Annotated in this window: 10 protein-coding genes; all 10 read right to left on the bottom strand. The window is 62.7% G+C overall.

Annotated elements, in window-relative coordinates; genetic code table 11:
* Window positions 1-17: 17 nt before the first annotated feature.
* A complete protein-coding gene (locus NFJ07_RS06850; RefSeq protein ID WP_269993362.1) occupies window positions 18-1,709 on the bottom strand; it encodes a DUF4091 domain-containing protein in 1,692 nt (563 codons plus the stop codon).
* A gap of 14 nt (window positions 1,710-1,723) precedes the next feature.
* On the bottom strand, window positions 1,724-2,701 hold the full coding sequence (locus tag NFJ07_RS06845; protein WP_269993361.1) for a carbohydrate ABC transporter permease: 978 nt from the start codon (window positions 2,699-2,701) through the stop codon (window positions 1,724-1,726).
* Window positions 2,694-3,644, bottom strand: coding sequence for a carbohydrate ABC transporter permease (locus NFJ07_RS06840; RefSeq protein ID WP_269993360.1), 951 nt, complete (start codon window positions 3,642-3,644; stop codon window positions 2,694-2,696). Before NFJ07_RS06840 ends, NFJ07_RS06845 begins: the two co-directional genes overlap by 8 nt.
* Window positions 3,641-4,963: an extracellular solute-binding protein gene (locus tag NFJ07_RS06835; RefSeq protein ID WP_269993359.1), complete on the bottom strand. Its 1,323-nt coding sequence runs from the start codon at window positions 4,961-4,963 to the stop codon at window positions 3,641-3,643. Before NFJ07_RS06835 ends, NFJ07_RS06840 begins: the two co-directional genes overlap by 4 nt.
* 264 nt (window positions 4,964-5,227) lie before the next feature.
* On the bottom strand, window positions 5,228-6,232 hold the full coding sequence (locus tag NFJ07_RS06830; protein WP_269993358.1) for a LacI family DNA-binding transcriptional regulator: 1,005 nt from the start codon (window positions 6,230-6,232) through the stop codon (window positions 5,228-5,230).
* Between the two features lie 107 nt (window positions 6,233-6,339).
* Window positions 6,340-7,017 carry a DUF5666 domain-containing protein gene (locus tag NFJ07_RS06825; protein ID WP_269993357.1) on the bottom strand — a complete coding sequence of 226 codons (678 nt, stop codon included), beginning with the start codon at window positions 7,015-7,017 and terminating at the stop codon, window positions 6,340-6,342.
* Window positions 7,018-7,203: 186 nt separating this feature from the next.
* Window positions 7,204-8,712, bottom strand: a complete 1,509-nt coding sequence (gatB, locus tag NFJ07_RS06820) for an Asp-tRNA(Asn)/Glu-tRNA(Gln) amidotransferase subunit GatB (RefSeq protein WP_269993356.1) — start codon at window positions 8,710-8,712, stop codon at window positions 7,204-7,206.
* Window positions 8,712-10,268 (bottom strand): Asp-tRNA(Asn)/Glu-tRNA(Gln) amidotransferase subunit GatA, encoded by a 1,557-nt coding sequence (gatA, locus tag NFJ07_RS06815; RefSeq protein WP_269993355.1) that lies wholly within the window; start codon window positions 10,266-10,268, stop codon window positions 8,712-8,714. Before gatA ends, gatB begins: the two co-directional genes overlap by 1 nt.
* A gap of 4 nt (window positions 10,269-10,272) precedes the next feature.
* Window positions 10,273-10,569, bottom strand: coding sequence for an Asp-tRNA(Asn)/Glu-tRNA(Gln) amidotransferase subunit GatC (gene gatC / locus NFJ07_RS06810; protein ID WP_078105822.1), 297 nt, complete (start codon window positions 10,567-10,569; stop codon window positions 10,273-10,275).
* A 147-nt stretch (window positions 10,570-10,716) separates the two neighbouring features.
* Window positions 10,717-12,276 carry a CitMHS family transporter gene (locus NFJ07_RS06805; RefSeq protein WP_333482042.1) on the bottom strand — a complete coding sequence of 520 codons (1,560 nt, stop codon included), beginning with the start codon at window positions 12,274-12,276 and terminating at the stop codon, window positions 10,717-10,719.
* Window positions 12,277-12,314 lie beyond the last annotated feature (38 nt).

Raw genomic sequence — 12,314 nt, 5'->3', positions numbered from 1 at the left:
GGGCGTCATGGGGTCGTTTAACCCACGCGCTGCGCGATTCCTTGGTTGACCAGCTCGCGAACCCTCCGGTAATGAAGGGGGTCGTAGCTGAAGCTGTCCATGGCGAGGCTCCCGCCCGAGCCGTTCGTATCGATAAGCGCCAGCACGTCCTCGCGACCGGCCAGTTTTGCCAGCAGCGAGAGTGCCCGGTGGTCCCACATGGCCTGCGCGAACACCTTGTAACGGATCGATTCCCACGGCACTCCATCCGGTCCCGGGTAGACCATGAAGGCGTCGCCGCCCGGAAAAGCTCCTCCGGCACAGGTGTCCTTGAACGGGTCCACGGGCGCCAGCGAGTGGGCTGTGTTGTAAAAGTTGAATCCCCAATGCAGGAAGCCCGCACATGCCAGGGCGAAAAGCTGGTGACCTAACACCCGGTTTCGCACTGAAGGCATGGAAATGAACCGGTTGGCAACGCCGGTGTCCTGGGCGACGCAGTAATAGACCCATAGATCTTTCACGCCGGCTGCCAGGAACGGTGCCACGGCGTCGCTTGCCACCACGGGATTCGGCACTGCCCCGCTGCTGTAGAACCCAAAGTCGCTCAGGGCGTCAACCACCGTCAGCCCGTCCAGGAGATCCGCGACAACGCCCTTTGCCTGTTGGTACCCCGCCAGGGCTTCGGCGCCCTCCGGTTCATCGGAGATGTGGAATATGACCCGGTCAAGCGACCAGTGCTCTGCCAGGAATGAACGCAGGGCCGGAAGGAGTTCAGCCATGAGCTCCCGATATGAGGCGGACGTTGCCGGCACGTCCCAGCCAAAGCGCCGTTCCAAGCCTTGCGTGGCCTCGACATAAATCGCCGGCGTCGCCTTTGCCCCCCATTGTGTGAACAAGTGGGCGATTTCCAAGTACCGGATGCCATGTTTGGCACAAAGGCTCACCCAGCGCAGCAGCTTGCTGAAATCAAAGCGATAGCCGGAATCTTCGCGGATCCCAATCAGCTGGGTGGGCAGCCGCGTCCCCCCGACCGCTGTGTCCAGCGGAGGAGTCCACGTCGGAGTCAGGAGCGAGTTGGCTCCCATCCTTGCAGCAGACCCCATGAAGGCATCGATGATCGACCAATGCTCCTCGCTGAACACGCCGACGCCGTAATGGCTCGCCAGACCGTCGCAGTGGAACCAGTGGGCGTTCACGATCTCCAGTTCAGGGGCTTGCACCGGCACCACGGTGACGCCGATGTGGGTACTGAAGAGCGTGTTGCCTTGCATGTCCCGCACCGAGATCCCGAGTTCGTGATCGCCCGCGTGGTCCACGGAAGGCACCACGACGTCGATCCATGCCGCGGTCCACTGCCCATAGAGAGGCTGGATCAGCCCATCCGGGGCAGGCCGCAAAAGATCGGGATACAAACCGGGAGTGTCCCGGTCGTAGCCGCCATCATGCTGCGGGAATGCCGCCAAGGAACAAGGCACCAGTTCAACCTGCGAAATGGAGGCAAACCCTGCCGCCGTACCATCGATTGCAACTTCCAATGGCCCCGACAGCCGAAAATCATGCTTCATCGGGGGCCTGAGGGCCACTTGGACCGATGCAGTCTCGCCGGGGAAAACGGACATCGGGATGGTCCTGTCGAACGGCCGTGGTGGAGCGTCCGGGTAGACCTTTTCCAAGGAGTCCACTAGCACGAACGACCAGCCGTCCAGCTGGACCGGGTTCTGTTCCGTCAAGGCTGCGATCCTTCCTACTTGAGTCCGGAGCGGCCGATGCCTGCCATGACACGCTTCTGCATGAGCAGGAACATGATCAGAATGGGCGCCATGGCCATCAGCGATGCCGCCATGAGGATCGGGTAGTTGTTGGCGTGCTCTCCCTGGAGGTTCGAAAGCCCGACACTCAACGGTGCGGCGTTCGCCGTCGACGTCACCACCAAAGGCCACAGGAGGTCATTCCAGGACCACAGCACCGTAATGATGACCAGGGCCCACAGGCCGTTTGCCGCAAGTGGCAGCATGACCCGGAAGAAGATCTGGAACGGATTGGCGCCGTCGAGCCGTGCCGCGTCTTCGAGTTCGTCCGGGAGCCCCATGAAGAACTGGCGCATCAGGAACAGGCCGAAGGCGCTGAAGATGCCCGGAGCCACGATGCCGGCGATGCTGTTCAGCCAACCCAGGTTTTGGATGATCTGGTACTGCGGGATCAGGAACAACTGGGACGGCACCATGATGATCGACAAGACAATGGCCAGAATGAGCCCTTTGAAGCGGAACCGCATACGCGCGAAGGCGTAGCCCGCCATCGAACATAGGAGAACCTGGCCGATCACCCTGATGACGGTGATTGCAACGGTCACCCAGAGCTGTGAACCGAAATTCATGGAGGTGAAGACATCCGCGAAGTTATGCCATTGGACAACGCTCGGCCACAGGGTGGGCGGCGTGCTTTGGACTTCGGCGTTCGTCGAAAGCGACATGACGATCTGGTACAGGAGAGGCGAGATCATGGCCAACCCGCCAATGCCCAGTACACAGTGCGCCAGGACGTTCGAGCCCTGCTTGCCGCCTTTGGTGGCTTTGGTGCCCTGGCTCTTGGTGCCGCGGCCCTTGGCCCCGCGGCCGGCGGGTCCCGAGGGTGCGCCTCCAGCTTGAGACGGCCTCGTGGCAGCCGACCCGCTCCGTCGCGATTCGACGCCGCTTTTTGTTGAGAGCATCGATTCAGACATAGTTGACCCACCTCTTCTGGATACGGAATTGGAAAGCGGTCAGAAGAGCGATGATGAGCAGGATCAAGATACCGATGGCTGCCGCATAGCCCTTGTCGTTCTGCAGGAAGGCCTGGTTGTAGAAGATGTACACGAGGCTTTGCGTCTGCGGCATGGCCAGGTTCGCTTTCCCCATCATCACGTACAGAAGATCGAACAGCTGGAAGCCGCTGATCACGGTGACGATCGTGACGAAGAAGATGCTTGGCGTCAACAACGGAACGGTAATGCTGAAGAATTGGCGGACCCGGCTGGCCCCGTCCATTTCCGCGGCTTCGAAGAGCTCCCGCGGGATCTCGCGCAGTCCCGCGCTGATGATGATGAGGTTGAATCCCAACGACATCCAAAGCCCCACAGTAGCCACGGCGAGCAGTGCAAACCCCGGCGTGGATGTCCAGTAGGGGCCCTGGATCCCGAACAAGCCCAGGAACCAGTTGATGGGTCCGAAGTCACCGTTGTAGATCAACCGCCACACGATCCCGACGGCGGCCGGCATGGTGATGTAGGGAATGAAGTACAGCGTCCGGTACAGGGCTGCGAACCGCAGGCCGGGACGTTCGATCAAGGACGCAAGAATGACCGCGATGGGAATCCCCATCAGCACGACGACCGTATAGATCAGCGTATTGAGGATTGACTGCGGAATAGTGGAATCCGCGAACATCCGCACATAGTTGTCCAGGCCGATGAACTTGGTTCCGCCGAAGACTCCCCACTTGGTGAAGCTGTAGTAGAACGTCTGGACAATCGGCCAAAGGTAGAACACACCAATGCCCGCAACGGTGGGCACCACGAACAACCACGGCCACCAGCCATCCGACTTCGAGTTTCCTTTGCGACGATCCCCCTTTGCTTGGGTGGCACGGCCGCTCTTGGACGCCGGCGTCAGAGTCTGGGCTTTCATGATTCTTTGGCCAGCGCGGCATTCATCTGGCTGGCAAGGTCCTTGGCGACGTCGGCAACCGGCTTGGTCCCGGCGAACGCCTGCGGCAGCAAGGTATTCTCGAGTTCATTCCAGGCGGCCGTGTTGACCGACGCCGGGTAAGGCGAGGCATCCTTGGCCAAGTCAAGGAAGACGTTGAGGTCAGCGGAGGGAACAGACTTGACCCAGGCATCCTGTGTGCCGTTGAAGGCCGGGATGACGGTTCCGGTTTCCGCCTGGATCTTGGCAGCATCCTGGGTTCCCAGGAATGCTACGAAAGCCTGCGCCGCGGCCGGGTTTTTCGCATTCGCGGGAATCACGTTGGCAAGTCCGTGGATCACGCTCTGGTTGGTCTTCGGCCCCTTCGGGAGGCTGACAATGCCGAGATCGTCCCCAAGGGCCTTTTGGGCAGGCCCGACGGTCCAGGAGCCATCCATGGTCATAGCCAACTTCTTGGACGTGAACATGTCGCTCGAAGAGGTGTCCGTCAGCTGCTGCATCGAGGGAGATACGCCGGATTCGATCAGGTCGCGCCAGAACTGGAGGCCGGCGATGGAGCCGGCGGAGTCGTATCCGGACTTCTTGCCGTCGGTCGAGATGATGGTCCCGCCGGCTTCGATCATGGTGTTGTAGTAGCTGGTCTGGCCGCCTGTGAGGTCACCGGCATACCCGTAGACACCCTTGCCCTGGTAGAACTTGGACAGCTTGGCACCGGCGGATTTCACGTCGTCCCACGTCCAGTTGGACGTCGGCTCAGACACCCCGGCTTCCTTGAAGAGGGCCTTGTTGTAGAAAAGTGCGCTGGTATCGAAGTCCTTGGGGACCCCGTAGAACGCGCCGTTGACGGTGTACAAATCCACGAGGGCCTTGGGATAATTGGCCGTGTCCACTGCCTTGCCGGACACCAGGCCGTCCAGGGGCAACAGCTGGTTGTTTTGCGCGTAAAGCTTGATGTGCGGGCCGTTCATCCAGAAAACGTCCGGCAGGGTGTTGCTGCTTGCCTGGGTTTGGATCTTGGTCCAGTAGGCCGAACCCTTCGACGGCGTGACGTCGATGGTGACCTTGATGTTCGGGTACTGCTTGTTGAACTCGGTCACGATTTTCTGCATCGCGGGCTTCTGTGCCGCGTCCCAGATGGCGTAGCTCAGCTCGGCGCTCAGGTCCTTCGCGGGAGCAGCGTAGGCGGCCTTGGCTGCGCTACCCCCGGCGGCACTGTTCCCGCCGCAGGCGGCGAGCGAAACGACAGCGGCACCGGCAGCCGCAAAGGAAAGGAATGACCTGCGGGTCACGTTGTGGTTCATAAGAATTCTCCGATGTCTTGGTCAGAAGACCGACGGTCCTTCGGGGGCGGGCCCGCATTCGGCGAACAGCCAACCCAACTGGTGTTGTGCAGTTGATCACATCATGTTAATCGTTTAAAGGCAAGACGCTAAATGATCTTTCCTTAACTTTTACGGGCACAAAACGTCATCAACGTGCATGAAAGGGTGGGTCGCCTGATCATTGGCATGTACCTCGACATACCGCGGGGACACCCCCGGGGTCACGCCGAGGGCGCTGAGTTTTTACACCGAGGGCGCTGAGTCCCTCACGATGAGCTTCCAGGGGAATTCCAGAATGCCGGCAGGCCCCTCGGGATTCTCTGCCCGATCGAGCAAGAATGCAGCCAGGCCATCGAAAAATCCCTCAGGACCAACCGTGGTCAACGACGGCGTCATGCGCTCGCCTTCAGTGGTGTTGCCGATACCGAGCACTTCAACGTCTTCAGGAATGCGAAGTTGCAAACGCTGGGCCGCATGGATGGCGGCGATCGCCGCAAAGTCGGTGGTCGCATAGATCGCGGTGGGACGGTCCGTCCGCTGCAGGAGCCGCAGCGCGGCGTCGAACGCGCTGAGTCCGTCGCGGTCATACGTCTCGACGTAATCGGCCCGGTAATCCAAACCAGCCTTGGCCAGGCCACGGGTGTATGCCCCCAAACGGATGTCCAGGGTGCTCATCGAATTTGTTGAGGAGATCAGGCAACCCACCCGGCGGTGCCGCCCGGTGAGGTGATCCACGGCCTGCTCGCAAGACGAACCGGCCAAGGGTCGCACGACGTCGAATCCCTCAGGTTCCATGGTGTCGCTGAAAACCACCAAGCGCTGAAATCTCGCCGCTTCCGCCAGCAGTTCGACATCCCCGGGCTCTTCGGCGCCATCGATGAATGTCACGTCCGCATTTTGCCGTTTCAGGGCAACCCGCCAGTCGGTATCGGCCAGAATCATGGGCGTAATGCCACGTTGGGCAGCAGCCGTACCGACGGCGCGGCTGACATCCAGTGCCCACGGATCCGAGATCATGGTCAGCGACAACATGAGCAAGTTCGTTCGTCCAGTGCGGATCGCCCTTGCAGATTGGTTGGGGCGATATCCAAGGGCCAGTGCGGCCTCTTGAACCCGCAGCACGGTAGCGGCGGCCACTCCGGACCCGCTCCTGCCGCCGTCTTTGCCGCTCCTGCCTGAAAGCACATAGGACACAGTCGCCGTCGAAACCCCGGCTGCCGCCGCCACGGACTTGATCGTGGGGCGCATTCGTCTCCTTCTTGGCTAAGCCGCCGGACCACTGGCGCGGTTCGGCGGTAGTAGCATCATAGCCAGACGAACGGGTGCCATCGTGACCAGGGTCAGCTCAACCAGGGTCAGGAAGAGACGCTCCCGTAGCCCCGGCGCCGTCCGCCGTTACTGGGCGCTGCGGGCAAGGTACCTCCGATAATGCGGGTCGCCGTGACCGTGGTACCACTCTTCGTGCCGGAGACCGCGACGGTGTCGCCCGCCTTCAGATCGGTGGCCTTGATGGTTTGGAGCGATGGCCTCCGGCCTTGCATGCCCGTTCCCGCGGCGGGGAGCTTCACGATGGTGGTAGACGATGTGATCGCGTAACTCTGCGTGAATCCGTCATCGCTCTTCACGGAAATGCTCGAATCGCTGACGGACTGCACGGTGCCACGCTGTGACACGAGGGTCGTGAACGAGCCGTCCTTGTTCTTGACCGTGAACTCGCCGTGGATACCCGGACCTGCGAAGCCGCGAGGAAGTACGGGGAACGGCCGGGCCTTGCCGGGCGACGGGGTGGCAGGCGAAGTAGCCCCGGGCGACGGAGTGGCAGGCGAAGTAGCCCCGGGCGACGGAGTGGCAGGCGAAGTAGCCCCGGGCGACGGAGTGGCAGGCGAAGCCGTACTCGTCGGCGTCGCGCTCACCACGTAAGACGGAATGATCTCGCCGGCAGCCCAGACTGCGGCCACACCACCGCCGCTCAAGACGACGGCGATACCGACGACGATGAGGGCCTTGCGAAGCCCCGGAGTCATGGTGGACATGGCCGAATCCCTTCTCCGCTCCTCCCCGAGCCGGTAAGGGGCGGGCAGCAAAGAACTGATGAGTCCATGATGTGCCTCGAAGCTGTGTGAGGGCTGTGGATCCAAACCCAACTAGCCCGCAGTTGTTGTCGTTTTGACGGCTCATAACGACATTAACTGCGACCTAGTTGGGTGAGGCGGTGGGGGTCAGCCTTCGACGCCGAGCCGCTCCAGGATCAGTTCCTTGACACGGCCGGCGTCGGCCTGTCCACGGGTGGCCTTCATGACTCCGCCAACGATCGCACCGATGGCCTGAAGCTTACCGCTGCGGATCTTCTCCGCGACGTCGGGCTGGGCCGCCAGTGCGGCGTCGATCGCTTCCAGCAGGGGGCCGTCGTCGGACACGACGGCGAGGCCGCGCTTCTCGACGATCTCGGCCGGGGTGCCCTCGCCGGCGAGGACGCCGTCGAGCACCTGGGAAGCCATCTTGTTGTTGATCTTGCCGCCCTCGACGAGCTTGTTGAGCTCCACGATGGTTTCCGGCGTGACCCCGAGTTCGGAGGGATCGACGTCGGCCGTCTTGGCGCGTCCGACGATCTCGCCCATCCACCACTTGCGGGCAACCGAGGCGTTGGCACCGGCGGCGATGGTCTCCTCGATGGAGTCCATGACGCCGGCGTTGACGACGTCGCGGAACTCCAGGTCGGAATAACCCCAGTCGGCCTGGAGCCGCTTGCGGCGGGCCGCGGGCGGCTCGGGCAGCGTGGCGCGGAGTTCCTCAACCCATTCACGGGACGCAAGGACCGGAACGAGGTCCGGCTCCGGGAAGTAGCGATAGTCGTCGGCATCGGACTTTGCCCGGCCCGACGTCGTCGTGCGCGTGTCCTCGTGCCAGTGGCGCGTTTCCTGGATGACCGGCTCACCGGAGTCCAGGACGGCGGCGTGGCGCTGGATTTCGTAACGGACGGCGTGCTCGACGGCGCGCAGCGAGTTTACGTTCTTCGTCTCGGAACGGATGCCGAAACGTTCGCGACCGTGCGGACGCAGGGAGACGTTGGCATCGCAACGGACGTTGCCGCGTTCCATCTTTGCGTCGGAAACGCCGAGGTTCTTGACGATTTCGCGCACTGCGGCAACGTAGGCCTTGGCGAGCTCAGGTGCCCGGCTGCCCGCGCCTTCGATCGGCTTGGTGACGATTTCCACGAGTGGAACACCGGAACGGTTGTAGTCCACCAGCGAGTAGTCGGCACCCTGGATGCGGCCCGTGGCGCCACCCATGTGCGTGAGCTTGCCGGCGTCTTCTTCCATGTGTGCGCGCTCGATCTCGACGCGGAACACCGTACCGTCCGAGAGCTCGATGTCCAGGTAGCCGTCGTACGCGATGGGCTCGTCGTACTGGGACGTCTGGAAGTTCTTCGGGGTGTCCGGGTAGAAGTAGTTCTTCCGGGCAAAGCGGCAGTACTCGGCGATCTTGCAGTTCAGGGCAAGGCCGATCTTGATAGAGGACTCCACCGCCGTCCTGTTCACCACGGGGAGGACGCCCGGCATGCCAAGGTCCACCTCGTTGACGTTGGTGTTCGGCTCGTCGCCGAAGACGTTCGGGGCGGAAGAGAACATCTTGGTCTTGGTGTTGAGCTCCACGTGGACCTCGAAGCCGAGGACGGGATCGTACTTCTCCATGGCCTCTTCGAAGCTGAGGGTGGCGTCGGTAGACATCAGTTGGAACCTCCGGCGATGGTGGAGCTGGAACCGAGAGCGGGTGCCTTCGCGAGCAGCGGGCCACCCCACTTCTCTTCGAGCAAGGATTCAAGGACAGCGCCCACGCGGTACAGGCGGGCGTCCTCGCGGGCAGGCGCCAGCAGCTGGATGCCTACGGGCAGGCCGTCTTCGTCAGCCAGGCCGCCGGGCAGGGACAAGCCGGGGATGCCGGCCATGTTCGCCGGGATGGTGGCGACGTCGTTGAGGTACATGGCCAGCGGATCGTCCAGCTTCTCCCCCAGTTTGAAGGCCGTGGTGGGAGCCGTCGGCGAAATCAGGACATCGGCCTGCGCGAACGCGGCGTCGAAGTCACGCTGGATGAGCGTGCGGACCTTCTGGGCCGAACCGTAGTACGCGTCGTAGTAGCCGGCGCTCAGGGCGTAAGTGCCCAGGATGATGCGGCGCTTGACCTCATCGCCGAAACCGGCGGCGCGGGTAGCGGCCATGACGCGTTCGATCGTCATGGGGCCGTCCTCGGGCAGGACACGCAAGCCGTAGCGCACGCCGTCGAACTTGGCCAGGTTGCTGGAAACCTCGGACGGCATGATCAGGTAGTAGGCGCCCAGCGCGTACTTGAAGTTGGGGCAGGAAACCTCGACGATTTCCGCGCCGGCCTCCTTGAGCAGCTCAAGGGACTCGTTGAAACGGTTCTCGACGCCGGCCTGGTAGCCCTCGCCGTGGAGTTCCTTGATGATGCCGATCTTCATGCCCGTGACGTTGCCCGTCTTTGCTGCGGCAACGAGGGTGTCGAAGGGATCCGTCAGCGAGGTGGAGTCGAACGGGTCATGGCCGCCGATGACTTCCTGCAGCAAGGCCGAGTCCAGCACCGTCCGCGAAACCGGGCCGATCTGGTCCAGCGAAGAGGCCATGGCAATGGCACCGTAGCGGGAAACAGCACCGTAGGTGGGCTTCATGCCGACCGTGCCGGTGACGGCGCCGGGCTGGCGGATGGATCCGCCGGTGTCCGTGCCGAGGGCCAGCGGAGCTTCGAAAGCTGCGACGGCGGCCGCGGAGCCACCGCCGGAGCCGCCGGGAATGCGATCCAGGTCCCATGGGTTGCGGGTGGGGCCGTACGCCGAGTGTTCCGTGGAGGAACCCATGGCGAATTCGTCCAGGTTGGTCTTGCCCAGGATGGGCATCTTCGCAGCGCGCAGCTTCTTGATGACGGTGGCGTCATAGGGGCTGTGCCAGCCCTCGAGGATCTTGGAACCGGCAGTGGTGGGCTGGCCAATGGTGACAATGAGGTCCTTGACGGCGATGGGTACGCCGGCAAGCTCGTGCAGCGCTTCAGCCTCGGCACCGCCGGCGGCGCGAATCGCGTCCACTTCGGCGGCGACGGCGAGCGCCTCTTCAGCGTTGACGTGCAGGAAAGCGTTGACCTGCCCGTCTACGTCGGCGATGCGGTCCAGGTACGCCTGGGTGACCTCGACGGACGTGACCTCGCGCGCGGCCAGTTTCGCGGCCAGCTGCGCTGCGGACAGGCGGATGAGTTCGGAGTTGTTCAATTCAGTCATTCGCTTAGTCCTCATCCAGGATTGCCGGAACCTTGAAGCGGCCCTCGAAGGAATCCGGAGCGCCGGACAACGCCTGCTCGGCGGTGAACGTATGGCCCACGACGTCTTCACGGAACACGTTGCTCAACGGAATCGGGTGGGACGTAGCCGGGACATCGTCCCCGGCGGCTTCGCTGACGGACTTCACCGAATCCACGATGACGGCAAGCTCGCCGGCCATCCTGTCCAGCTCTTCGGCACTCATTTCAATGTGAGCCAGACGCGCAAGATGCGCGACGTCGTCACGGTTGATCGCAGCCATGGATCTCCCCTGCAAAGTTCAAATGGTTTTCCGGACTAGTCTACGTTGGTTGGACGACGAACAACGCGGGGTCACTTACGGCCCATCCGGAGGTCCGGAATGGGCCGTAAGTGACCCCGCGTTGCTTGGTGCGGGTGCTTGGTGGGACTACCCGATGCCGATTGCTCCCGTCAGCATGCCTACTGCGAGCATGACGACTGAGATTACCGCCGTGCGCCACAGGACCTTTTTGTGGTGATCTCCCAGTTCCACCTTGGCAAGGGAGACGAGGAGCAGGATCGCGGGGACCAGGGGGCTCTGGAGGTGGAAAGGCTGGCCTGTGATGGAGGCACGGGCCATTTCTGCGCCGCTGATGCCGTAGTGCGCGGCGGTTTCGCTCAGGACCGGCAGCACGCCGAAGTAGAAGGCGTCGTTGCTCATGAAGAACGTCATGGGGATGCTGAGCAGGCCGGTGATGACGGCCATGAACGGACCCATCTCGGCGGGGATGATGTGGACCAGCCACGCGGACATTTCCTTGACCATGCCGGTGCCGTTGAGGACACCCGTGAGGACAGCCGCCGCCATGACCATACTGACCACGGCAACAATCGACGGCGCGTGGGCCACCAGCTGCGCGCCTTGTTCCTTGACCTTGGGGAAATTCACCAGCAGGGCAATCGCGGAGCCCACCATGAAGACGTACGGCAACGGCACCAGGTTGGCCACGAGCATGACCATGACAGCGACCGTTAAGCCGAGGTTGAACCAGAAGAGCTTCGGGCGCAGGGTCTTGCGGTTGGGATCGAGTGCGGTGTCGGTCAAACCGGTATCGGCGAGGTCCACGAGGGTTTCGGTGCTTTCCAGGACCACGACGCCGGAGCTACCGCCGGCGTCAGGCTTAGCGGCCGTGCCAGGCCTAGCGGGGGTGCGGCCCGAGCCGGAACCGCGGCCCGAGGAACCGGCGCCCGAAGTTCCGGCGGCCGTGCCGCCGCGGTGCGTGCCGCCGTCGAACACGTCACCGGCGTCGGCGACGTCGCCCCAGATCTCGGGGGCCGTGGCGCGGAGGCGGTTGCGTTCCTGCAGGCCCAAAAGCCAGGAGAACACGAAGACGACGACGAGTCCTGCGATGAGGGACGGGACCATCGGTACAAACACGTCGTTGATGTCGACCTTGAGGGCGGTGGCCGCGCGGGCGGTGGGACCACCCCACGGCAGGATGTTCATGGTGCCGTTGGCCAGACCGGCCACACAGGTCAGGACCACGGGGCTCATCTTCAAACGGAGGTAGACGGGCAGCATCGCCGCGGTGGTGAGGATGAAGGTGGTGGAGCCGTCGCCGTCGAGCGATACTGCGGCGGCGAGGACGGCGGTGCCTAGGACCACCTTGGCGGGGTCATTGCCCAGCTTGCGGAGGATGAACTTCACCAGCGGGTCGAACAGGCCGACGTCGATCATGAGTCCGAAATACACGATCGCGAACATCAGGAGGGCGGCCGTGGACGTCATGGACTTCATCGAGTCCATCACCATGCTTCCGATGCCAAGACCGGCACCGGCAAACAAGCCGAAGATGGTAGGAACGATGATCAGCGCCAGAACGGGCGTCAACTTCTTTGTCATGATCAGGACCATGAACACCGCAATCATTGCGAATCCAAGCAATACCAGCACAGCCGGCTCCTTACTAAAGTGAACGGCATCACGTCGATGTGATGCGCGATACAGAACGTATAGTGGCGGCGCTCACAGCGGGGCGTTTGCGG

Origin of the sequence: Arthrobacter sp. B2a2-09 (genome assembly GCF_027587375.1) — a bacterium.
Classification (GTDB): domain Bacteria; phylum Actinomycetota; class Actinomycetes; order Actinomycetales; family Micrococcaceae; genus Arthrobacter.
This window is presented reverse-complemented; position numbering and strand designations above follow the sequence as displayed.

Bases quoted from the DNA above. Each gene is read 5' to 3' on its own strand.
- NFJ07_RS06825 (WP_269993357.1), bottom strand. From the start codon at position 7,017: ATGTCCACCATGACTCCGGGGCTTCGCAAGGCCCTCATCGTCGTCGGT.
- gatB (WP_269993356.1), bottom strand. From the start codon at position 8,712: ATGTCTACCGACGCCACCCTCAGCTTCGAAGAGGCCATGGAGAAGTAC.
- gatA (WP_269993355.1), bottom strand. From the start codon at position 10,268: ATGACTGAATTGAACAACTCCGAACTCATCCGCCTGTCCGCAGCGCAG.
- NFJ07_RS06845 (WP_269993361.1), bottom strand. From the start codon at position 2,701: ATGTCTGAATCGATGCTCTCAACAAAAAGCGGCGTCGAATCGCGACGG.
- gatC (WP_078105822.1), bottom strand. From the start codon at position 10,569: ATGGCTGCGATCAACCGTGACGACGTCGCGCATCTTGCGCGTCTGGCT.
- NFJ07_RS06830 (WP_269993358.1), bottom strand. From the start codon at position 6,232: ATGCGCCCCACGATCAAGTCCGTGGCGGCGGCAGCCGGGGTTTCGACG.
- NFJ07_RS06835 (WP_269993359.1), bottom strand. From the start codon at position 4,963: ATGAACCACAACGTGACCCGCAGGTCATTCCTTTCCTTTGCGGCTGCC.
- NFJ07_RS06840 (WP_269993360.1), bottom strand. From the start codon at position 3,644: ATGAAAGCCCAGACTCTGACGCCGGCGTCCAAGAGCGGCCGTGCCACC.